Source organism: Actinomycetaceae bacterium MB13-C1-2, from assembly GCA_035621235.1.
GTDB lineage: Bacteria > Actinomycetota > Actinomycetes > Actinomycetales > Actinomycetaceae > Scrofimicrobium.
Genome location: CP141731.1, coordinates 2,498,232 through 2,521,164 on the forward strand (window position 1 = coordinate 2,498,232; position 22,933 = coordinate 2,521,164).

Below are 22,933 nucleotides of genomic sequence, written 5' to 3' on the forward strand. Positions count from 1 at the left end.
ATCACCAACTAAATGCAAGCGTGTAAATCAGGAAGAACGCCGGTGCCGCGAAAAGGATGGAGTCAACGCGGTCCATGATCCCACCGTGTCCGGGCAAAATCCCCGACATGTCCTTAAGGCCCACGTCTCGTTTGATCAGTGATTCAGTTAGGTCGCCAAGCGTGCCGATCACCGAACCAACGACTGCCATGACCACCGCCCACCACCACGGGATATCCATGACGAACGTACCGATGACTCCCGCAACCAGGCAGAGGGCCACCGATCCGGCGAACCCTTCCCATGACTTCTTCGGGGAGAGCTTGGGCGCCATCGGATGCTTGCCGTAGAGCACTCCCGCCATCCATCCGCCCAGGTCGTTGCAAACTACAACCACGATAAAGAACACCAGAGGCCACGGCGACTGCGTATAGGCCGAGATCAAAGCTACGAACGACCCAAGAAACGGAACATAGACCGCGGTAAAAACGCTCGCAAGGACATCCAAAACTGGACGGGTCGAAAGGGATGACCACAGCATTCGGTTTATGACAATCATGATTAGGGTCAGGTAGAGGGATATCATCAACCACCCGACCGAACCGTATGCACCGGCCACCAGCATCGCTGCGCCACCCAGATACACCGGGACCAACATCACCGTCATATCCCGTCTGGCAAGCGCCCCGGCAATCTCCCATGAAGCAAGCCAAACCAGTATCCCGACTATCACCAGGAAGACTGGACGCGCAAGAAACAGTGCCGCCGCAACGACAACGATGAGTACAACAGCCGACGCCACCGCTGCAGGGAGGTTGCGACCAGCACGCCCCGAAGACGGCAGAGGTTTGTGGTCAACCGTTGGGTTCGGCCTGATGATTGTTAGCAGGCGCGATGCCTTGTCTGTGCCCATGGGATTTGGATCGGTTCCTGCCGCTAGACGGCTAGCAACTCTTCTTCCTTGGAGGCCAGAGCCGCATCCACCATGTCGACGTGCTCTTTTGTTGTGACCTCTAGCGCCTTCTCTGCCCGATCCGCCTCGTCCTCCCCGATATCGCCGTCCTTCTTGGCGGTCTCGATTTGGTCCTTTGCCTTACGCCGTGCCCCACGAATGGCGATTCGCCCATCTTCGGCGCGGTTCTTCGCCTGCTTCACATATTCGCGACGGCGCTCCTCGGTGAGCGCCGGAAGCACAACCCTAATGACCTTGCCATCATCATTGGGGTTGACCCCAAGATCAGAATCTCGGATTGCCTGGATGATCTCATTTGTCGCATTCCGGTCAAACGGGGAGATCAACACGGTGCGCGCCTCAGGAATATTGATCGAGGCGAGCTGTTGCAAAGGGGTTGGTGCGCCGTAGTACTCGACAATGAGCTGGTTGAACATGCCCGGATTCGCACGTCCTGTACGAATGTTCTGGAAGTCGTCTTGCGTCGCCTGAACTGCCTTGTCCATGCGCTCTTCGGCTTCCAACAGAATGTCGTCGATCATTGGTCTTCCTAATCTTCCTTAGCCTGAACCGTAACCAGTGTTCCGATTGTCTCACCGATTAGCGCTCTAGTTACATTTCCCGGCTCGTTCATACCAAACACCCTCATTGTGAGACCATTCTCTTGCCCGAGGGCAAAAGCCGCCGCGTCCACCACCTTGAGTTGCTTCGCCAGCGCGTCACCATAGGTGACATTACTCAACAGCTTTGCATCGGGATACTTATGAGGGTCGGCGGTATAGACCCCGTCAACTCCGTTCTTTGCAACTAAGAGCTCATCGCAGTGAGTCTCAAGAGCACGCTGCGCCGCAACCGTATCCGTAGAGAAGTAAGGCATCCCAGACCCAGCGCCAAAAATGACGACTTTGCCCCGTTCCATATGTGCCATGGCTCGAAGCGGTAAATAAGGTTCAGCTATCTGAGTCATGGCGATCGCCGTCTGCACTCGAGTCTCGATGCCCTGGCGTTCCAGGAAGTCTTGCAGTGCGAGGGCATTGACCACGGTCCCTAACATTCCCATGTAGTCGGCACGCGCCCGGTCCAGGCCGTTCGCTGCCAGTTCTGCGCCGCGGTAGAAGTTCCCTCCGCCCACCACCACGGCAACCTCAACGCCCTGCCGGACCGCGGCCGCTATTTGCGCCGCCACTCCCTCAAGGACCTCTGGATCAAGCCCGATCTCCCCGCCGCCAAAAACCTCGCCAGAGAGCTTCAGCAAAACTCGTCTGCTCTTGTCCTTATATGCTTCGGGCATTTGAACCTCCGTGAGGGATGACTACGAAGAGTTTACGCGAAAGCCCCCGTTCCGAAGAACGAGGGCTTTCAGCGACAAGAACTAGCGAGTCGTGTTATGCGCCGACCTGGAAACGGACGAACTCCGTCACCTCACCGCCCTTGGACTCAAGAACCTTCCCAACCGTGGTCGAGGGATCCTTAGCGAAGTCCTGATCTACCAGAGCATTGTCCTTATAGAAAGCGTTGAGACGCCCCTCAACGATCTTCTCAACAATCTTCTCCGGCTTACCTTCCTTCAGCGTTATCTCGGTGAGCGTCTGGCGCTCGTTATCGAGAACATCCGCAGGAATAACGTGGCGGGAAACCCACTGCGGCTTGAAGGCCGCGACATGCATCGCGATGTCGTGTGCGAGATCTTTACCAGCCTCGTTCGTCACCACGAACACGCCGACCTGCGGAGGCAGATCGGGGTTGGTCTGATGCAGGTACAGATCAACATGGTCGCCCTCAACTCGGGCGATACGACCGATCTCGGTCTTCTCGCCGACGGTGGCTCCCATACCGTCCACCAGATCCTTGACCGTTCCCTCATCTGTTGGAGCAGCGAGCAACGAATCGATGTCAGCGGCATCCGTCGCAACTGCAGCAGCGAGCACCTCGTTGGCAAAGTCGATGAACTTCTGGTTCTTTGCAACGAAGTCGGTCTCGGAGTTGACCTCAATCATGATTCCGGTCTTCGCGTCATCGGAAACCGAAGCAACGATCAGACCCGCACTTGCATCACGGCCCTCGCGCTTCGAGAGCGACTTGAGACCTTTCATGCGGATTATCTTCATGGCCGCAGCCTTGTCACCGTCGGCCTCAACCAGAGCGTTCTTGACGTCCATCATTCCGGCACCGGTCTGTTCGCGAAGTTCCTTCACGTCAGCCATTGTGTAGTTAGCCATCGTTGTGGCTCCTTTCAGTCGGTCAGCGGTCGTTACTTGTCGGCCTTGGCCTCTTCGGCCTCCACGGCGACATTGGAGTCAGCAGCGTTCTTCATCATCTCAGCGTTGGGTGAACCCTGGACCTCGTCATTGGCAGCCTGGTCCTCGATCGCTTCCACGGACTCTTCGGTTACCGGTACATCGGTAGCCGCTTCAGCAACCACCGAGCCATCGGCCGAGGTCTCTAGCAGTTCCCGTTCCCACTCAGCCAAAGGTTCAGCTTCAGCGGTCTCGGCCTCGCCCTTCTTCGGGGCGGAACGCTCAATGACGCCTTCGGCGACAGCATCCGCAATTACGCGGGTCAGCAGGCCGACGGATCGAATAGCGTCGTCGTTAGCGGGGATTCCGTAATCGACCTCTTCAGGATCCGAGTTGGTATCCAGCATTGCGATTACGGGGATCTTCAGTTTGCGAGCCTCGGTGACAGCCAGGTGCTCTTTAATGGTGTCGACAACCCACACAGCCGAGGGAACCTTCTGCATGTCGCGGATACCGCCAAGGGTACGCTGCAGTTTGTCCTTCTCACGGCGCTTCATCAGCAGTTCCTTCTTGGTCAGGCCTGAAGCAGCCGCGTCCTCGAAGTCGAGTTGTTCAAGTTCCTTGAGGGTCTGGAGACGCTTAGAAACCGTCTGGAAGTTAGTGAGCATACCGCCCAGCCAACGCTGGTTTACGTAGGGCATACCGACGCGTGATGCCTGCTCAGCAATAGCTTCCTGTGCCTGCTTCTTGGTTCCGACAAATAGAATCGATCCGCCGCGAGCGACAGTCTGCTTCACGAACTCGTAGGCGATGTCGATATCAGCAAGAGTCTGCTGAAGATCAATAATGTATATGCCGTTACGCTCGGTGAGAATGTAAGGCTCCATTTTCGGGTTCCAGCGACGTGTCTGGTGTCCGAAGTGCACTCCACTTTCGAGGAGCTGACGCATGGTTACAACAGCCATGATCGTCCTTTCAACTGCTCGCGCAGTCTAGGGGGCGTCGGCTTACTAGAAACCCGAGACGGTCCGCCCCGAGTCCCTGGTGCCGAAGCCCAGATTTCGGTTGTCTATTCGGGCGCCCAACTGGGTCCCAAATCCTGGTGTCACGGCCGGAGGCTCTCGGAACCAGATGGAGCCGAGACCATCGCCCCGCACCCCGAACCGCAGTTCGGTAGTGACACGCGAAGTCACCCCGGAGAGGGTGCTTCGATTAGTTTAGTGCAGCGTGCCTACCTAAAGGCGCTCAGAAAGTGAGCATTGGCGCACGTTGGGAGTTATCCACAAGCCAATGAGAGGGGCGTTTCCTTCGGTCCAGTCTTCCGTCACTGTGGGGTAATGAAGGAACAAACCAAGCATTTCAGAGACTCAGTTTTCGGCTCGACCAGAGCCCTCATGCTACTGACCGTCATTACGGTGGCTGCGATGTTGTCCATTGTCGTTCCAGCAATAGCAGCGAATCCGATGACCAGCCCTTATTGGATTTGGCCGACAGTGACACCGGTCCAGGTGACGGTTCCATTTGATCCGCCACCCCAGCCATGGAACTCCGGCCATCGCGGGGTGGACCTAAAAGTGGCTATCGGGGACTCGATACTCTCCCCCGCACCGGGAACGGTTGTCTACGCGGGAGTCCTCGTCGACCGGCCCGTGATCTCGGTTCTCCACGCTGGTGGCCTTCGCTCAACCTACGAACCGGTTGATCCGTTAGTTAACGTGGGTGCCATTGTCGAAGCAGGAACACCTATTGGAACCGTGTCCAGAGAGGGAGCTGGCGAGCATCTAGGTCTCCACTGGGGCGCTCGATTTGGAAAGAACGAGTACATCGATCCGCTTCGAATGATGGCCGGCCCCTCGATCTTGAAGCCCTGGTAATCCTAAGACTCCTAGAAATCTTGGGAACCTTGGGAACCTTAGGGCCAGGAGAATCCCTCAACCGAGCTCTCGTTCCCTTTATCCGGTTTGCCAATCACATAGGGGACTTTTCTCCGCGCTTTTGCGGCGGGTCGTCCCCCTATGTGATTGGCAAACCGGATAAAGGGGGCTGTTAGGCCCTGGGATGCGCCCTCCTGTAAGTCTCCGCCAACCGTCGGGCATCCACATGGGTGTACCTTTCAGTCGTTCCAAGTGAGGAATGTCCGAGATACTCCTGCACGAAACGTAGATCAGCGCCGTTCTCAAGCATGTGGGTCGCGGAGGAGTGCCGCAGTCCGTGGGGAGAGACTCGCTTGATTCCGGCCCTCGCGGTGAGGCGTTCGAGGCTGACTCTCACCGTGCGAGGATCTAACCGCCTCCCTCGCATCCCTAAAAAGAGTGCGTCACTTCCTTCACTGTTGTCCGGTAGCAGTATCTCCCGAACATCGATCCATTCTGAGATAGCAGCTACTGCGGGGCGGCCAAACGGCACGACGCGTTCCTTGCCTCCCTTTCCCCAGACACGAACTCGCAGGTTGTCCATGTCGAGGTCGTTGATGTCTAGCGAGGTGAGCTCAGAGACCCGGATAGCGCTGGAATAGAGAAGTTCGAGCACGGCCCAGTCGCGCACGGCAACAGCATGCTTCTTGCTCTTCGCCTTATCCGCCGCAGCCAATCTACCCTCTTCTGCTTCCTTGCGCGCCCGCTCAAGTAGGTCGTTTACTGCTTCAGGCTGCAAGACCGCCGGGAGTACTGAGTCCGGCGAAGCCGTCTCAAGAGCGGTTGAAGGATCAGACTCGATTACTCCCTGAGTTGCAAGGTAAGCGCAAAAACTACGTATGGATGCTGCGTTTCGGGCTACCGTCGAACGCGATTTTCCCTGATGGACTCTTGCTGCCAACCACGAGCGTAACGAGCGGTAGTTCAGAAGTTGATTAAGGGTGGTCGCAGGGGTCGCCTCCCAGGAGTCCCTAGCCGGGCCAAGCTTTTCTAGCAGTCCTTCCACGTCCGATGAGTACGCGGTCGCAGTCTTTTCGGAATGGCCGCGGCGAACCACAATGTCGCGCTTCCATTGCATAAGCACCTGAGCTACCGTCAAGTCTGTCGATCGCTGTTCCACATCTCGATGCTACGCGGGAAAGACCGAGCGCAGCGATCTTCTGGAGTTAGCGGCCGAAATGTATGTGGTGTAAGGAACTCTCCAGGGGCACGCACATCTCGATGCTACGCGGGAAAGACTCGTGACCAGCCCCCTGCCTCGCTCCGCGCCACCAATCCGAGGGCCTGAAGCCCCAGTAAAGCCGTATGCACTTCCTGAACCGACAGTCCAGCTTCACCGGCTACAACTTCCGGTTCCGCCTCCCCGCTACGAAATAGTGCGTCCCAAGTTCTCCGTTCTATCGGATCTGCACGAGCCAGAGTGGCTGGAGCCTGCTTCACTGCTCTTTTCCGGTCAGTGAAAAGCGGGTGCTCAGAACCACTCTGACTGTCAGAGACGCCGAATCCCGAGCCTGTCATGGCGACAACATCACCGACCGAAGCAACAAGATTCGCACCGTCTGCGATCAGTCGGTTGGTTCCGACAGAAGCTGCTGAGGTGATCGGACCGGGTATTGCTCCGACCTCTTTACCCAGTTCGACCGCGCGATTCGCCGTCGCCAAAGCCCCGGAGCGGGAGCTAGCTTCCACCACGACGGTGGCAGCCGCGAGCGCCGCAATAATCCGATTCCGTTCGATGAAACGCCATCTGGCGGGACGAAATGAGGGAGGCATCTCGGATACCAAGGCACCCCCGCAAGAGAGTATTTGTTTGAACATTGAGTGATTGCCAGCGGGATAGAGATTGCTGAGACCTCCGCACAATACGGCGACTGTCGGGCAGAGCCGATCAGCCGAGTCGTCGGATTTTCGACTGCCACGCATCGCCCCACGGTGAGCGGCCGCATCAATCCCGTACGCGCCTCCGGAAATCACGGCAAATCCGCCGGCGGCGAGATCGAAAGCAAAATCGGTGGCTATGACATTGCCGTAGGCGGTTGAGGCTCGCGCCCCAACCATTGCGACCGCGTCTTGCGTCTCCGTTGGGAGTCTTCCCAGCACCCACAGCGCATGGGGTGCTCCGGCGCCCAGGTGTTCGAGCCGGGAGGGCCACTGTTGGTCCGAGGGGATGATGATTCGTCCCCCTAGTTTCTCTATCCGGCTCAACTCCTTGTCGAGGACCAGATGGGAAAGTCGCAGATGGACTCTTTCGTGCACAACCCCCCAGGAATCGTGCTCTCCGATTTGCGGATCGGCGTACGAACTCGCCGCCCACGCTAGCGCTCGGGTTGGTCCCAGTTGTTCAAGTAGCTCGCCAACCCGGTAGTCTGCGGGTTCCGCAATCCCGCTCCAGGCCGCCCTCGCCGTTCGTTCGTCGAGAGCGAGGGCCTCACTCGCGGTTAGATCCATGATGGAGCCCCCTCGGTCATTCCTCTCAGTTTCATAGCGAGGGAGAGGTCGTCGGCGTGTGGCTCGGCTCGTCCAAATAGATCCGCGCTTGACCAGGCCATCCGTAACACACGATCAGCACCTCGAAGCGAGAGAATCCCTCGTTCAACAAGTCGTTCTAGTTCCCGGGTGTAGCGGCCCGATATCTGTTCGCTCTGTCGGATGAACCTACCGGGCACCTCTCCGTTGACGTTCCATGGCGTTGTTCTGAGGCGATACGTGCTTCTCTCCCGCGCCAGGGACACCATTTCGGCAACGGCCTCAGTAGTCGTCGAAGTCGAATGTACCAAGTCGAGATGTTTTGGTCGGTCCACGTGTATCTGAAGATCGATACGGTCTAGAAGGGGACCAGAAAGCCTGGACCGGTAAAGACCGATCCGGTGCGGAGAACAGTGACAAGAATCGGCATCCCCCGATATCGCACCGCCACAGGGACAGGGGTTAGCGGTCATCACTAGCTGGAATTTCGCCGGAAATGTGACCTGGGTCTTGGCACGATGAACTGTGACCTGAGCCTGCTCGATTGGTTGTCTCAGCGCATCAAGGGTCCGCTGCGAGAATTCGGGGGCTTCATCGAGCAACAGGACCCCCGCGTGAGCAAGCGATACCGCACCGGGGCGAATCGGATTTCCTCCACCGACAAGAGAAATCATCGTGGCGGAGTGGTGTGGAGACTCAAGCGGCGGACGGCGTATCAGGGCGGGCGAACGATCCCCTGCCAGCGAAGAGACCTCACCTCCGATGGCAACTCCCGAAGTCGATCCGATCGAACGAAGCGCTGTTGCTACAAGGGAATCGGAAGTGTTGAGGTCCGGGAGGATACCCGGAAGTCTTCTGGCGAGCATTGTCTTGCCGGCGCCCGGCGGCCCGTGAAGAAGTAGATGATGTCCTCCAACCGCAGCGATGGTCAAAGCAAGCACGGCATCACCTTGACCGTGAACATCCGCAAGATCGGGCCCGTCAATTGTCGGGTCCACCTGTACCTCTGGCACTGCGGAGGTCTCCGAGCCACCATTTCTGGTCCGATGAGTGCTGAGCGCCTTAAGGCTTTTCCACCGCCCGTCGCCCACCGCGAGCGTCCCCCCTTGGGGGTCCGGCTCTACCCTAAAGGCTGCTAGAAGTTCATCGAGGTGGGCACAACCGACGACTTCTAGCTCTTCCAGTAGTCTTGCTTCTGCTTCGTTCTCTGGAGCAACAACAATTCGCTGGAAGCTGTTTGCTGCCGCGGCAGCGGAAGCTGGTAGCACCCCACACACTGGCAATAACGAACCATCGAGACCAAGTTCTGCCATGTAAATAGTGTCCGTCCCAGCCACCTCGGGCAGAATTCTTCGAGCAATGAGCATCGACACCGCAATTGCCAAATCAAATCCCGAACCGGCCTTGGGGAGATCCGCAGGAGTGAGGTTCACTGTGACGCGCTCGTTGACTGCACCTATTCCACAACTGAACAGTGCCGCCCGAACCCTTTCTTTTGCCTCGCGCAGAGAAGTGTCCGGTAGCCCAACCAAAGTAGTTCCGACCAGTCCCGGCCCGATGTGCGTCTGCACTTCAATCGGAACGCCCGAAAGGCCCGCGAGGGCGATTCCATAGGAACGAGCCAGCCCGCTCACTGTGCCACATCCTGCAGCCAGGCGAAAAGCGGTTCGCGTCCCTCTCGCAGCCCAACCCCCAGGATGTCGAAACGGCAGGTGCGCCAGCCACCATGAGATCGCATCCAGGCCAGGCCGAGTCGGCGCAGTCGATCAAGTTTCTGGCGATCGACTGCGGTGAGGGCCGCCTCCGGTGGCAACCACCGCCGGGTCTTCACTTCGACAAAGACCACAGTTCCGTCACGCTCAACAACCAGGTCCAGTTCACCGCGCCTGCCATCGTGCCAGTTCTGATCGAGGACGGAATACCCCTGAGAAACCAAGAAGACGGCGGCGGCACGTTCACCTGCCCGCCCCACACTCTTACGATCAGATTTTTCCGGCTGTCTTGTCGCTGTATCTAAGATGCTCACCCAGAAAGAATGCCCAGCCAAACCGATGCCCCTCCGACACCCTGTGTAAAAGCCCCAGGAGCACCGCTGAGGAGAAAGTACTGTGGAAAAACCAGAATCATGGTGAACGGGTAGCGCTGCGGCTGACGGAAACGATCGAGGAGCGACTATCGACCTCGCGAAGCGCGGGAGATTTAAGAGCCCGCAGACGTTCCGTCAGGCGCGGCACGATGGCAGACGTTCCGGCGGGCACGGCGCAAAGACTATGGGTTCGGGATTTCCAAATCCGGCTTTGAGAGCTCCTCGACGTTCACATCTTTAAAGGTAACAATCCGCACCGACTTCACAAACCGGGAAGGTCGGTAGATATCCCAAACCCACGCATCAGTCAGGGTGATATCAAAGAAAATATCGTTGCCAATCGGCCGAGCCTGCAACTCCACCGCATTGCACAAGTAAAAACGTCGCTCGGTCTCAACCACATAGTTGAATAGCTGAACGACATCACGGTATTCGCGGAACAACGCAAGCTCAGAGTCGTTTTCATAACTCTCTAGTTCCTCGGCGCTCACGACCCACCTTCATCCATCAAATTGCCTGTGACCTCAACCGCTAGTCCGGGAAGGTTCCAACCCAATCGATGTCTTCTAGACGGACCCATTGTCCGCAAAGCCTCGATGTGAGATGGAGACGCGTATCCCTTGTTCCGCGCCCAATCGTACCCGGGATCAGCGATGGTCCCCATGTACCGGTCACGTGAGACTTTTGCTAATACAGAAGCCGCTGAAACCACTGATGCATCACGGTCGGCTTTGACTCGGATGGCCACATCTATGCCCAAGGACTCAATACTCGGACAGCCGCCAACCGTCGTCTCAAGCGTCGAGAATAGATCCTGCTCGGGTGTCTTCAGCCAGTTGTAGTTGCCGTCCAGAAGGATGCAGATGCGTGCGATCCCGGCTACCGGAGGAAGAAGCATGGCGATAGCACGCAGACCCGCAAGCCTAAGCGCCCACGTCAAACCCTGTTCACTCACTTCGCTAGGACTTGACCACCCGACGGTTCCAGAGACGATCCACTGCCGGATTGGAGAGATAAGGGCTTGCCGCCTCACCCCGTTCAATAGCTTTGAATCAGCGAGCCCCTGCGGCGCGGCTCCGGTACTCCGTGAGACAACTGCGGCCCCAACAGCAACCGGTCCGGCCAGGGCACCACGTCCGACCTCGTCCATCCCGATCACCACGTCATATTGCTCAAGCAGCCCCAACTCGATCTCGCGGGTCGGCAACACCGGACTCACGGCTCCGGCACCGCCTCAAACACGCCACGGTTACCCAGTGACGACCACTCACTCACCGGCCAGATCTCGGCCCAAGCGCGTCCGATGACAGCACTCTGATCGATCGTAGCTTCGTCGCCCCTGAAGTAGTGGTATACGGAGTCCGCTGAGTTGCTACGGTTATCTCCCATAACCCACAGTCTTCCTTCAGGGACAACGACCGAGAACTCCGGCGTGGATACGGTTCCTGGGGTGAGTAGATAGGGCTCATCAATCGGCACCCCGTTGACCTGCAACCGCCCGTCGATATCGCAGCAAGAAACTGTGTCACCACCAGTTCCTATGACCCTCTTGACCAAGACCTGCTCTCCGTTAGGAGGAATGAGTCCAAGAAACTCGCCAATGGCCCTGATCGGGTTTGACCCTCCCGCAGCAACCGGCTCCATCCAGCCTTCCGTGTCCTGGAAGACCACGACATCGCCTCGTTCAACTTCCTTCCCCAGCACCGGGATACGATTAACTGCGATGCGTGATCCCGACTGAAGTGTGTTGTTCATCGACTCTGACGGAATCTGGTACACCTGCACAACGAACATCCGCAACAGGACCGCAATCGCCGCGGCGCCCGCAACAATGACTAAAAGTTCAAGCAGCCAACGAAACGGGTGCGAACGTGGGCGTGAATCGTCGTCATTCTTTATGGATTGCCGCGAAGGAAACCCTCCGTCTGGCTCCGTTGATTCGTTCTCCACTGGTATAGTAAACCCCCCGCCGCCAGGCGAAGCGTGGAGAGGAGGGAACGAGGAACCTTCGGTCTGCTCGTCCTCTGTATCTCTCACGTTGCCCAGTCTATCGGGGGGTGGCTTTAGTTGACCGACTACTTAGCCTCGCCGACTCGCTTCTCGCGAATCTTGGCGGCCTTGCCCTGTCGATCACGCAGGTAGTAAAGCTTTGCGCGGCGCACGTCACCGCGCTGCGCTACTTCAATCTGCTCGATCGTCGGAGCGTGGAGCGGGAAAGTACGCTCGACACCGACGCCGAAAGAAATCTTGCGAACGGTGAACGTCTCGGTGAGACCACGACCCTTTCGAGCAATAACGATGCCCTGGAAGACCTGGACACGAGTGCGGTTACCTTCCGTCACCTTCACGTGTACCTTCACGGTGTCACCGGCACGGAACTTGGGAATGTCGTCGCGCAACGAGGCTGCGTCAACTGCATCGAGCTTCTGCATGATTACTCCTTGTCACCGCCGCCGCAGGTCGAGGCGACAAATCTCGAACTGCACTGCCTAGGCAGCGAGTCCGACTTCTGTTCGTGGGCTACTTCAGTGGCGTCCCCCTGCGGCAGGATTCGCCGAAGTGCCCGGTGATCAAGTCTGCCACAGAGCTGATCCGGCAACCAGCACAAAGCCTGGAACGTGGAGCTATACAGAGGTGAGATCAAGCACGAAGACATCATCTAGGTGTGCACGGCCACCAACTACAAACGTCCGCTTCCCAGCCTTCACGAAGCCGTGGTGGCGGTAGAACTTGGCGGCACGCTGGTTGCCTCGGTTGGTGCCCAGAACCATTGCTTCTGGATTCCATGCCACCACCGCGTCTTCGATGGCAAACTCAAGTATCGCGCCAGAGACACCCGATCCGTGCCAATTCGGGTCCGCGTAGCACTTTGACAGGTACGAGGAATGCTCTGGGATCCTGGTCCCACCGACCTCGTCCAAGTCGACTCGGGGAAGAGTAAGCGTGTATGCCACCATCTGGTCCCCCACCTCAGCCACGCAGATTCGAGCGCCATCAGCGACCATCGAAGCGATCGCCCGCGGACTCAAGCTTGACTGGATGAAGTCTTCGATCTCTTCACCCGGAGTTCCCGGCGGGCACGCCAGGGGGAACGTTCTCCCGGCCAGTTCGGAAACCCGTTGAATATCAACCTCCGAAGACTCCAGCACCCGAAACCTCACGGATGCCCTCCGAGGTTGGAGCAAAATTCCCTCGCGTGCCAACACCTCCCGATCACGCCTATCCAGCGAACCTGGCTGCTCCAGGAGCTTTTCGATCATGTCGGGTCTGCGTTGCGCTGTCTTTGCCAGTGCCCGGTCTCTGCGCCACCGTGCGATACGCCCGTGGTCACCACCAAAGAGGACGCCCGGAATCTCCCGATCCCTCCACTGTCTGGGCCTGGTATAAACGGGATACTCCAGTAGTCCGTCCGCCGAGTGTGACTCTTCGACGAGGGAGTCCGGGTTTCCAACAACCCCGTCAACCAGCCGCGAGACTCCTTCGACCAGGGCGAGGGCTGCCACCTCTCCCCCGTTCAGCACGTAGTCGCCCAGGGAGAACTCAAGGACTTCCACGCTGTCTGGCGCGCTCGCATAATACTCAGCAACCCGTGCATCAATGCCCTCGTACCTGCCGCAGGCAACGATTATCTGGTCCGCGGAAGTAAGGTCCTCAAGAAGGCGCTGGTTTAGGGGAACGCCACCGGGAGTCGGAATCGCGAGAACCACGCGGAACGAATCTTGGGACCCGTCCTCGTCCATCGTGGTTTTTTCCAGTGAGGCGTCGATTGCTTTACCCCAGACATCCGGGCGCATGACCATTCCTGCACCGCCACCGGAAGGAGTGTCGTCAACGGAAAGGTGTTTCCCGCTCGCGAAATCTCGCAGATTGTGAACATGGACTCTCAGCGCGCCGTCCTGCTGAGCTTTTCCAAGGAGAGAGAGCGACAGTGGGGCGAAATACTCGGGAAATATGGTGATCAGATCGAAGCGCATTGCCCTAGTCGAACAGTCCTTCTGGAGCATCAACGACGACCCGCTTCTCTTCGATCGAGACCTCTGGGACTATCGCCAGTACAAACGGGACCATTACGTCGGTGCCGCTGTGATTGACTAGCAGGAAATCGTGCGCCGTGCCCTGGGCGAGTCCAGAGACCGTTCCCAGTGGTTCACCGTCCAGAGCCACTACTTCGAGACCCTCGAGTTGATAGGGATACCAGGCGTCCTCTTCCTCGACTTCTGGTGTCATCAGGTGCGTCCCTCGCAGCGCCTCGGCCTGCTCGCGTGTCTGGACCTCCATGAAGTGGAGGATCTGTCGCCCGGAATGAACGCGGGATACGTCCACTGTGACGATGGTTGGAACGTGCGCGAAAGCGCCCGGGGACACAGCGGATGCTGCATCTCCCCGGGCGCTTTGCAGATGTAACTGTGAGCCCACTTCAAAGACCTCATCAGCGCGATCGGTGCGAACCTCGACGAATACTTCGCCCTTTAGTCCGCGAGCCGCGCCGATGATTCCGGCCAGAACCAGGTTATCGCTCACTGGGCCGGGACTTACTCGACTACGTCGACTCGAACCGAACCCGAACCCTTGATCGCGGACATCACGGCGCGTAGTGCACGCGCCGTACGTCCTCCGCGTCCAATGACACGGCCCAGGTCGTCCGGGTTTACGCGGATCTCAAGCAACTCACCGCGACGAGTGTTCCGTGAGGTCACGCGAACATCCTCTGGATTGTCAACAATCCCGCCGACCAGGTGCTCAAGTGCGTCAGCCAGCATGCTTACTCAGCATCCTTGGTGGGCTCTTCCGGGGTTGCCTCGTTAGCGGCTTCCTCGGCGGCCTCGGTGGCAGCGGTGTCCTCAGCAGCGGCGGCCTCGTCGGCCTTGACTGCAGCATCTGCAGCTTCTTCCGCCTTAACTGCGGCTTCCTTTGCCTTGGATTCGGCGGCCTTCGCCTTGGTCTTCTGTGCCTTGTCCTCGGCGGCCTTGATAGCTGCCTGACGTTCAGCTTCCTTGTCCTCGTCCGCAACCTTGATGCGGGAGACGACGTTTTCCTTGCCCGCGGCGCGAGCAAGGTCGCCGTTCAGGGAAAGTAGCCGGCGAGCGGTGTCAGACGGCTGTGCGCCGACGCCTAACCAGTAGACGGCGCGCTCTGAGTCGATTTCAATCTTCGAGGGATTCGGCTTCGGATCGTATGTTCCGATTTCCTCGATCACTCGACCGTCGCGCTTCTTGCGTGAATCGACGACAACAACGCGGTAGTAGGGGTTGTGGATGGAACCCATCCGCTTCAAACGAATTCGAACTGCCACTTGAGTGGTATCTCCAAATCTAGAATCTCTGAGGCCAAACGGTAACCGGTGGGTCACGGCACTGCCAGGCCTCGGGTGGACACGCTCTGTGGGATGAGAGGGGTCCGCACAGCGCGAGTACAAGTGACAAGTGTAGTCAGGCCGGGACGACGCGAGCCACTTGGGATGGGGTTTACCCCGTGGAATCGGTCACCGTGGAGGTCCGTGAACGACCTACATACCCGAGAGAAGCCGCTTCAAGTCGTCCGGGAGCGCGTCCAACGTCTCGCGCGAGGGCGGCTCTTGATCGGGCTGCTGCACACCAAAAGCGGATCCTTTGGCCTGTGGCTCAGCAGTTTTCTTCCGCTGCGAGGCAGGCAACAGGGCCTCAAGTTCCTGTTGCTTCCGCTTCGCCGGATTCCCCGAGCGAGCCTTCTTTGCGATCTTGCGTTTTTGGGCCTGAGCCTTCCTGGCCTGTTCCCGCTGTTTGGCGCGTCCTCCACCCCCGCCTCGAGCCATTGCGGCGAAGTCGGGAGTACCGCCTGGTCCCATAGCTCCGCCCATTTGGGTCATCATGGTCTTAGCACCCTCGAAGCGCTTAACCAGACCATTGACGTCGGCAACGGTAGTTCCCGAACCCCTAGCGATCCTCGCACGACGCGAACCATTAAGGATCTTCACGTCCTGACGCTCGGCCGGAGTCATTGATCGAACAATGGCCTCGACCTTATCAACCTCTCGCTCATCAAAGTTTTCCAGTTGGCTGCGCATCTGGCCCATTCCGGGCATCATGCCCAGGACCTTCTTCATCGAACCAAGCTTTTTTACCTGTTGCAGCTGCGCAAGGAAATCATCCAGGGTGAGTTCACCGGACATGACCTTAGCGGCCATCTTCTCGGTTTCTTCCTGGTCGAATTTACGTTCGGCCTGCTCGATCAGGGTAAGAACATCCCCCATGTCGAGGATGCGTCCGGCCATCCGATCCGCGTGGAAACGTTCGAAGTCGTCCAGTCCTTCACCGGTGGAAGCAAAGAGAATCGGCGCGCCCGTCACCCCACGCACTGAAAGGGCGGCCCCGCCACGAGCGTCGCCGTCCAACTTCGACATCACGACACCGGTAAAGCCAACCCCATCACGGAACGCGATTGAGGTTTGGACGGCATCCTGACCGACCATGGCATCAAGGACGAACATGATCTCGTGCGGGTTGACGGCGTCCCGAATTTCGCGGGCCTGCTCCATCATCTCCTCGTCGACGCCCAGACGCCCGGCGGTATCAACGATGACGACATCAATGCCATTTTCGATCGCGTATTGAAGGCCGCTACGAGCCACCTGAACCGGGTCACCGATGCCATTGCCGGGCTCAGGGGCCCATACCTTGACTCCAGCGCGTTCACCGACCACCTGAAGCTGGTTTACCGCATTCGGACGCTGTAGGTCGGATGCAACAAGAAGAACCGACTTATCGTTCTCGCGAAGCCACTTTCCAAGCTTCCCAGCAAGAGTAGTCTTGCCCGCTCCCTGCAGACCAGCAAGCATGAAAACCGTGGGTCCGCGCTGAGCAAAGACCAGTTCGCGGGTCTGCCCACCCAGGGTCTCGACCAGTTGATCATGAACTACCTGGACAACCTGTTGACCTGGATTTAGTGCCTTTGATCGAGTCGCTCCGTAGGCCTGTTCTCTCACCTTAGCAACAAAGTCGCGAACAACCGGAAGTGCCACGTCGGCGTCTAGTAGCGCACGACGAATCTCGCCTAGGGTCTCGTCTACGTCGGCCTCGCTGAGGATGCCCTTCCCGCGCAGGCGCTTGAAAGAATCACTCAGACGGTCTGAAAGCGTGTTGAACACAGTTCTCCTCTTAGGTTTCGACTAGAGACTACCGCAGACTAATCTCCGATAATCGCGTCAACGAATCCTTCCGGGTCAAATGGGGCCAGATCATCTGGCCCCTCACCCAGGCCCACCAGTTTTACGGGGACCCCTAGTTCTCGCTGAACAGAGACGACGATGCCGCCCTTCGCCGAGCCATCAAGCTTGGTTAGAACTATGCCGGTAATCCCAACAACCTCACTAAAGACCTGAGCTTGTCTCATGCCGTTTTGCCCGGTGGTCGCGTCAAGGACCAGCAGCACCTCCTCCACGGGAGCCTGCTTCTCCATGACCCTGCGGATCTTTCCAAGCTCGTCCATCAGGGTGGCCTTGGTCTGGAGTCGACCGGCAGTGTCAACAATTACCACGTCAGCAGCAGTGTCCACGGCTTCTTTCACGGCCTCGAACGCAACCGAGGCGGGATCTCCACCTTCGCGATCTGAGGAAACAACCGGCACACCGACGCGATCGCCCCAGGTGGTCAGTTGCTCAGCAGCGGCGGCCCTAAACGTGTCGGCTGCCCCGAGGACGACTGACTTGTCCTCGGCACGCAGCAGACGAGCGAGCTTGCCAATTGTGGTGGTCTTACCGGTACCGTTCACACCGACCACCAGAACGGACGCAGGTAGTTCTTCGCCACTGTCAGACGAGGGCTTAACGAGGTTCAGCGAGCGATCCGTGTCAGTTCCGACCAGAGCGAGCAGTTCCTCCCTCAGGACCGCTTTCGCATCGGCGGAGGAAAGACTCCCACGGACCTTTGCCTCAGTGCGCAATCGGGTCATTATCTCTTCGGTTGGCCCCATGCCGACATCCGCCAGAAGTAAGGTCTCTTCGATCTCTTCCCAGTCCGATGCGGAAAGATCGCCGCGAGAAAAAACAGAAAGCAGCGCGTTGCCAATAGATCCAGACTTCGCCATACGGGAGCGAAGTCGCTGCATTCGACTGGTCACTGATTCAGGAACTTCAAGTTCCTCGGCCTCTTCAGCCTGTGTTTCCGCCTCGTCTTTCGCCGCTTCCGGTTTCTCAGAAATTGGTGGCTTAGTCTCGACTTCTGTCGAAGAAATGTCCGCCGAGGTGGGGCCACCACGCCTTGTTCGGGAGACAACGAACCAAACGATGAAGGCAATCAGCAGCAACACCAGGACAGCAACAAGGATGCCGACCGGCGTCTGTAGGAACTGGGCGAAATCGTTCAAGACAATTCCTTTCAGTCTTCGGGAGGGAGTGAATCCCTGAAGTCTTCAATCCGGGGGACGTACTTGCGCCACTCGTCCTCGGGGCGGGGTTCGGAGAGGTAGCGCAATCCGCCCACCCACTCCCCTAGTTGCTCCGGTTCAGAAGGGGCAGGAACGGCGGTTGTCGGTTCGATATCCTCGTCGTACTCGTCAAATATCCGCCGATTGTCTTCTTGATTCTCGTCCTGCTCCAAGTTTTCCTGAGTTGCCGTAAGCGCCGCACTGGGGGGTGGAGGAGGCGGCGGAAGCGCCTCGGTGAACTCGAAATTGGGCTCTGTCACGGACTCTGTCTCAGTCTCAGCGAGATCCACAGATTCGGGCTTGATCGTGGTGTCAATCTCGGCTTCCTCGGAGAACCCAGATTCGGGCTCTATCGTGATCTCGACTTCTGACTCAATCTCTGGGACGACGATATCCGCAGACTCAAGCACCTCTGTCTCGGGTATTTCGAACCCGAGAGCAGCTTCAGCGTCCTCGGTCGCCTGGCGTTCGGCCCGTTCCTTCGCTTCCTCTTCAGCAGCGAGCTTTCGCTGAGTTCGCTCGACGTTCCAGTCCGCATAGCGTGTTTGAACCGCCGACCACACACCAGCAAGCGACTTTGTCACCGTCGCCCAGAATTGACCCGGGGCAATCTCAGGAACGGGACTTATCTCAGCTGGCCCCGGGTTCCAGCTCCCAATCAGATCCAGCTCCCGCTTCTCATCAAAAGTTAGCTGGGGTTCCTCGGGTTTCTCCCGTTCGTACCCGGAATTTTCAAAGTAGTTGTAATCGCCGTCGTAGTCTTCCCACGCGGTCTTCGTGTCGGTAGCGGCCCCTCCGTGCTCGTCGTCAACAATCGGGATTGCATGGGTCAGGACAGAGACACGCTCCGGAACAACTCCCACCTCGGCCACTGCCTGAACTGACTGAGGAGAAACAAATTGCGTCTGAGCCGACTGATATATCTCTGGTCTGACTCCATAGGACCTTACATAGGGATCATCCAGTAACTCAGTAAATGAGACCAGACGAGGCTGCACAGGTTCGCCCCTGAGCGTCTTTATCCCCGATCGCTTCAGGTCTGAAGCATTTTCTTGCCACTGAAGACGCCAGGCGCGGGTCGGCTTCTGCATCAGAGCGGCACCGACGATTATGACCATTGCAACAAGCAATAGCACCACAATCACCAGTAGCACGAGTGCACGACCACTAACCACAGCTGTACCGTAAAACCTTTCTTCCAGCAGACAAGGGCTAACCCGCCCTTATTATCCCCGGCAAACGAGTTACGGGGAAAGCCGACCTTCGATTCGGGACCACCTTGATCAGTTGTCCATTCGGTGTGACACCACTGCCGTGACGCCACCCTTCATTGAAACACCGTAGAGCGCGTCGGCAATCTCCATCGTCCGTTTTTGGTGTGTGATTATCAGCAACTGACTCTCGTCACGCAAATCCTCAAACAAGCTCAACACCCGGGAGAGGTTCATGTCATCCAGGGCGGCCTCAACCTCATCCATCACATAGAACGGGGAGGGACGTGCCAAGAAGATGGCGATCAGATAGGCGAGGGCAGCAAGTGAGCGTTCTCCACCGCTAAGAAGCGAAAGACGGGTGACCTTCTTTCCCGAGGGCCGTGCGTAAATCTCAACCCCGGTCGCCAACGGATCGTCTGGATCAGTTAGTTCTAGTCGACCCGTTCCACCCGGAAACAGACGCTCAAACACTCTGGAATACTGCGCCGAAGTGTCCTCAAATGCAGAGTTGAACGAAGCCTTAACCTGTGCGTCAACGTCACGAATTAACTCAAGCAGATCGGCCTTTGAACGGTTCAAATCCTCAATCTGTTCAAGCAAGAAATCCAGCCTCGACTGTAGAGCCGCATGTTCCTCAACCGCCAGCGGATTAACCACGCCCAAGCGCTGTAACTCCCTTTCGGCACGGCGCAACTGTTCAGCGGCCTTCGCCCTATCGAAGGGGACAGGTTCGACATCTTCTCCCCCACCTGGCCAGGGGTGCTGCGGCCCAAATTCACGAATGAAGTTCTGCACTTCCTCAGGGAGTTCGTCAGCCTGAGTTTCAGTGTCCCCGTCGACCTCGGCCGAGGACAATCCCAGGAAGTCAAGCACCTGCCGGGCCAGGTTCATGTGCGATCCCTGGAACTGTGCGAAGGCGACTTCGCTCTGTAGCAGGTGCTCCCTGGCGCCACCGCGAGCGGCTTCCAGTCCCTGCAGCTGGCTCCGCGCCGCACTTGCTGCAGACTCCGCAACCTGCCGCGCTTGCATGACTTCTTCCTTGAGGCTCGCGCAACGGCCAGCCCCAGCCTCACTGGCGCGTGATGCTTCGCGCGCGCGCTCGGAGATCTTTTCGGCCCGTTCGAGAGTAATTTTTGCCTTTGACTCTCGTCGCAACTGCCGCTCGCGATCCTCTCGAAGACGCACTGCTTGGGTCTGGAACGCCCGGGCCTGGCGGTCCATCGCGCTACTGCGTTCCGCAGCTACGTGTGCCGCCATTCGGGCGTTGCTATCGGCCTCTCGGGCCTGTTCCAGTGTGCTCTCTTTCTGAGCTAGTTCCACCCTGGCCTCCGCAAGGAACACCTCGGCGGAGTCCGGCCGGACCGGGACATCTCCCCCGGTCAAGCTCTGATACCGCGACTCGGCTTCCTGCTGGGTTGCAACCGCTCGCTGGACGCCCTGAATCGCTCGCTCAAGGTCCTGTGATGCCGCATGGTGTAGCGCAGAAACCCGTGCACGCTCCTGAGCTTCCTCCGCCCTTAGCGCGTCGCTGGCTCGAAGCATCTCTAGCGCCGACTCGCGAGCACTGCGCGCTTCAGACAAAACTCCGCGCGCGGCGGCCGCGATTACCGAGACCCGTTCCAACTCCTTTTGTGCGTGATCCACCTCCACGCATGCGTCCTCGTAATCGGCGTGCAGCCGAAGGGTCGAAGTCTCTGTCCGACCGGGGAGCCTCACCGAATGCGACGTGAAAATCATTCCGTCGGGGGTCGCGACCCGGCGCGGAGCCGCCGACTGCTCACTCAGGACTTCGGCGACCTCGTCGAGGTCCTTGCAAAGCAGGCAATCGCCAAGAAGTTCACGGACCGTGGCGGCCAAGTCTGCGGGTGCCTCCACCGCAGAAAGCGCCGAGACAGAACCCTCTCGCTGGGAAAGAGCCGCAAGGCAATTCTCAGCATCGGTCGACGACATCTGAACCAAGCCCGGGATCGGCTGCTCATCCCCCTCGGCAAATGAGAAATCAGAGGGCAACATCGAATGTAGCGGCCCTCCCGCACTTATCACCCGCGCCTCAGCCATTGACCCCAAAAGCGCAGTGACCGCATCCTCCCAACCGCGCTTAACTCGTATCTGAGATGCCAGTGTTCCCTTGGACGAGGACAGAATCCGTTTCGTCCAATTCGCCCGCGGAGACCCGGCGACGCCTTCGGCAACACTCTCAACCCGGTTGAGCGATCGGGCAAGTGTCTCCCGCCGCGATATCTGCGATGACAGAGCCTCACCCGCGGTTCGTTCGTCCCGTTCGGCCACCTGGACCGTATCCCGAGCCCTTTGTTCGGCCTCCGCAGCCTGTTGATAGTGGGATTGAGCGCCCTGGCTCGAGTCATCGAGAGAACCCCGGTCCGCATCCAGTTCCGGAACACTCGCCAAGCGCTGTTCGGCAGCCTCACGAGAGATGCGAGCCTGCCTCAACTGTTCTTCGGCTGCCGCCAACGCAGCAGAGGCCCGCTCAATCCGCCCCTGGTGCGCAGCAAAGTCCTGTTGTGCCTTTTCCAGTTCGAGTTGCTGCTGGTAGAGGTTCTTCCTCGCCTGCTCAGCCTCGATTTGGCGGGTGCGTCGTTCCGTCTCAACCTGGACCGCCGCCATCGCCGCTTCGTCGGCCTTCTCCTTGGCTTCAGCGGCTTCACTCTCCGCTTCTTCTGCTCGCTTTACCGCGATTTGGACGGCGTCATCGGTGATCGCGGACGGGACTCGTCCGGCACTGGCACCGCGCTCAGTGGCAATCTCGGCAATGGCCGACAGGCGTTGTGACAACTCTCGGTAGTCGCGATAGTGGTCGGCCACGACCTGTAACTCCGCCGAAAGTCTATCGACCTCTGCCTGCTTAGTGTCCGCCTGCTCTTGGAGAACACGGATCTGTCGTTCCATGTCACCGCTAGCCTCGCGAAGACTGTTGAGCGAGGCTCGTTCACGTTCGAGACGCTCCTCGGAGTCGACCATGTCGGCCGCCAGCAGACGAGCGCGAGCGTAGTCCAAGCGTTCTCTAACACCCGCGGCTTCCCGCGCAGCCTTTGCCTGTCTAGCCAGCGGGCGTAGTTGGCGGCGTATTTCCTCGGTTAAGTCGAGGACTCGGACCAGGTTCCCGTCCATCGTTTCGAGCTTGCGTAGCGCCCGTTCCTTGCGGCGCCGGTGCTTTGCAACCCCGGCAGCCTCGTCAATGAAAGCCCGCCTGTCCTGCGGTGTCGCAGTTAAAACGGCATCCAACTGACCCTGACCGACAATGACGTGCATCTGTCGGCCCAACCCGGTGTCGGAAAGCAATTCTTGCACGTCGAGGAGACGCACCTGCTGCCCGTTGATTGCATACTCGGAGCCGCCCGAGCGGAACATAGTCCGTGAGATCGTCACTTCGGAGTATGAAATCGGAAGTTTGCCGTCCGAGTTGTCGATGGTCAGTTCAACCTGAGCCCTACCGAGCGCGGGTCTCTGCGCAGAACCAGCGAAGATCACATCGGCCATATTGCCGCCGCGCAAAGACTTCGCGCCCTGCTCTCCCATGACCCAAGCAAGGGCGTCAACGACATTCGACTTACCTGATCCATTTGGACCAACCACCGCCGTGATGCCCGGTTCAAAACGAAATCGGGTTGCAGAGGCAAAAGACTTGAAGCCGCGAAGCGTCAGGTCTTTCAGATACATGGAAGGTC

22 protein-coding genes are annotated in these 22,933 nt (G+C 58.4%); 1 reads left to right on the plus strand and 21 read right to left on the minus strand.

Going from position 1 to position 22,933, the window contains the following annotated elements:
• Position 1: 1 nt before the first annotated feature.
• The 5 genes from U6G28_11130 to rpsB all read right to left on the minus strand — a co-directional run bounded on the left by U6G28_11130 (position 2) and on the right by rpsB (position 4,133).
• Positions 2 to 892, minus strand: a complete 891-nt coding sequence (locus U6G28_11130) for a phosphatidate cytidylyltransferase (protein ID WRS30041.1) — start codon at positions 890 to 892, stop codon at positions 2 to 4.
• Between the two features lie 23 nt (positions 893 to 915).
• Positions 916 to 1,473, minus strand: a complete 558-nt coding sequence (gene frr, locus U6G28_11135) for a ribosome recycling factor (GenBank protein ID WRS30042.1) — start codon at positions 1,471 to 1,473, stop codon at positions 916 to 918.
• A gap of 8 nt (positions 1,474 to 1,481) precedes the next feature.
• Complete coding sequence (gene pyrH / locus U6G28_11140; protein ID WRS30043.1) at positions 1,482 to 2,222, minus strand: UMP kinase; 741 nt, start codon at positions 2,220 to 2,222, stop codon at positions 1,482 to 1,484.
• A 94-nt stretch (positions 2,223 to 2,316) separates the two neighbouring features.
• A complete protein-coding gene (gene tsf / locus U6G28_11145; GenBank protein ID WRS30044.1) occupies positions 2,317 to 3,150 on the minus strand; it encodes a translation elongation factor Ts in 834 nt (277 codons plus the stop codon).
• A 32-nt stretch (positions 3,151 to 3,182) separates the two neighbouring features.
• On the minus strand, positions 3,183 to 4,133 hold the full coding sequence (rpsB, locus tag U6G28_11150) for a 30S ribosomal protein S2 (protein WRS30045.1): 951 nt from the start codon (positions 4,131 to 4,133) through the stop codon (positions 3,183 to 3,185).
• Positions 4,134 to 4,505: 372 nt separating this feature from the next.
• On the opposite strand from rpsB, the gene U6G28_11155 reads away from it, so the two are divergent.
• On the plus strand, positions 4,506 to 5,042 hold the full coding sequence (locus tag U6G28_11155) for a M23 family metallopeptidase (GenBank protein ID WRS30046.1): 537 nt from the start codon (positions 4,506 to 4,508) through the stop codon (positions 5,040 to 5,042).
• 172 nt (positions 5,043 to 5,214) lie between these two features.
• Here the strand turns inward: U6G28_11155 and U6G28_11160 are convergent, their stop codons facing one another.
• The 16 genes from U6G28_11160 to smc form a co-directional block, all read right to left on the minus strand.
• Entirely contained in the window at positions 5,215 to 6,201 is a 987-nt protein-coding gene (locus tag U6G28_11160) for a tyrosine recombinase XerC (GenBank protein ID WRS30047.1), read from the minus strand.
• 104 nt (positions 6,202 to 6,305) lie between these two features.
• Positions 6,306 to 7,529, minus strand: a complete 1,224-nt coding sequence (gene dprA / locus U6G28_11165) for a DNA-processing protein DprA (protein ID WRS30048.1) — start codon at positions 7,527 to 7,529, stop codon at positions 6,306 to 6,308.
• Positions 7,520 to 9,181, minus strand: a complete 1,662-nt coding sequence (locus U6G28_11170; GenBank protein ID WRS30049.1) for an ATP-binding protein — start codon at positions 9,179 to 9,181, stop codon at positions 7,520 to 7,522. The genes dprA and U6G28_11170 overlap by 10 nt, the downstream gene beginning before the upstream one ends.
• Positions 9,178 to 9,573, minus strand: coding sequence for a YraN family protein (locus tag U6G28_11175; GenBank protein ID WRS30050.1), 396 nt, complete (start codon positions 9,571 to 9,573; stop codon positions 9,178 to 9,180). Before U6G28_11175 ends, U6G28_11170 begins: the two co-directional genes overlap by 4 nt.
• A gap of 242 nt (positions 9,574 to 9,815) precedes the next feature.
• The gene (locus U6G28_11180) at positions 9,816 to 10,124 is read right to left on the minus strand and encodes a DUF2469 domain-containing protein (GenBank protein WRS30051.1); all 309 of its coding nucleotides are present in this window, start codon (positions 10,122 to 10,124) and stop codon (positions 9,816 to 9,818) included.
• Positions 10,121 to 10,852 (minus strand): ribonuclease HII, encoded by a 732-nt coding sequence (locus U6G28_11185; protein WRS30052.1) that lies wholly within the window; start codon positions 10,850 to 10,852, stop codon positions 10,121 to 10,123. The genes U6G28_11180 and U6G28_11185 overlap by 4 nt, the downstream gene beginning before the upstream one ends.
• On the minus strand, positions 10,849 to 11,670 hold the full coding sequence (lepB, locus tag U6G28_11190) for a signal peptidase I (GenBank protein ID WRS30053.1): 822 nt from the start codon (positions 11,668 to 11,670) through the stop codon (positions 10,849 to 10,851). The genes U6G28_11185 and lepB overlap by 4 nt, the downstream gene beginning before the upstream one ends.
• Positions 11,671 to 11,708: 38 nt before the next feature.
• Entirely contained in the window at positions 11,709 to 12,065 is a 357-nt protein-coding gene (gene rplS, locus U6G28_11195) for a 50S ribosomal protein L19 (protein ID WRS30054.1), read from the minus strand.
• Between the two features lie 192 nt (positions 12,066 to 12,257).
• Positions 12,258 to 13,607, minus strand: coding sequence for a tRNA (guanosine(37)-N1)-methyltransferase TrmD (gene trmD / locus U6G28_11200; protein ID WRS30055.1), 1,350 nt, complete (start codon positions 13,605 to 13,607; stop codon positions 12,258 to 12,260).
• Positions 13,608 to 13,611: 4 nt separating this feature from the next.
• Positions 13,612 to 14,154, minus strand: a complete 543-nt coding sequence (rimM, locus tag U6G28_11205; protein ID WRS30056.1) for a ribosome maturation factor RimM — start codon at positions 14,152 to 14,154, stop codon at positions 13,612 to 13,614.
• A gap of 11 nt (positions 14,155 to 14,165) precedes the next feature.
• Positions 14,166 to 14,393: an RNA-binding protein gene (locus tag U6G28_11210; GenBank protein WRS30057.1), complete on the minus strand. Its 228-nt coding sequence runs from the start codon at positions 14,391 to 14,393 to the stop codon at positions 14,166 to 14,168.
• 2 nt (positions 14,394 to 14,395) lie between these two features.
• Positions 14,396 to 14,926: a 30S ribosomal protein S16 gene (gene rpsP / locus U6G28_11215; protein ID WRS30058.1), complete on the minus strand. Its 531-nt coding sequence runs from the start codon at positions 14,924 to 14,926 to the stop codon at positions 14,396 to 14,398.
• 213 nt (positions 14,927 to 15,139) lie between these two features.
• Complete coding sequence (gene ffh, locus U6G28_11220) at positions 15,140 to 16,756, minus strand: signal recognition particle protein (protein WRS30059.1); 1,617 nt, start codon at positions 16,754 to 16,756, stop codon at positions 15,140 to 15,142.
• A gap of 38 nt (positions 16,757 to 16,794) precedes the next feature.
• On the minus strand, positions 16,795 to 17,973 hold the full coding sequence (gene ftsY, locus U6G28_11225; GenBank protein WRS30060.1) for a signal recognition particle-docking protein FtsY: 1,179 nt from the start codon (positions 17,971 to 17,973) through the stop codon (positions 16,795 to 16,797).
• Between the two features lie 11 nt (positions 17,974 to 17,984).
• On the minus strand, positions 17,985 to 19,208 hold the full coding sequence (locus U6G28_11230) for a hypothetical protein (protein ID WRS30061.1): 1,224 nt from the start codon (positions 19,206 to 19,208) through the stop codon (positions 17,985 to 17,987).
• A gap of 108 nt (positions 19,209 to 19,316) precedes the next feature.
• On the minus strand, positions 19,317 to 22,925 hold the full coding sequence (gene smc / locus U6G28_11235; GenBank protein ID WRS30062.1) for a chromosome segregation protein SMC: 3,609 nt from the start codon (positions 22,923 to 22,925) through the stop codon (positions 19,317 to 19,319).
• Between the last annotated feature and the right edge of the window lie 8 nt (positions 22,926 to 22,933).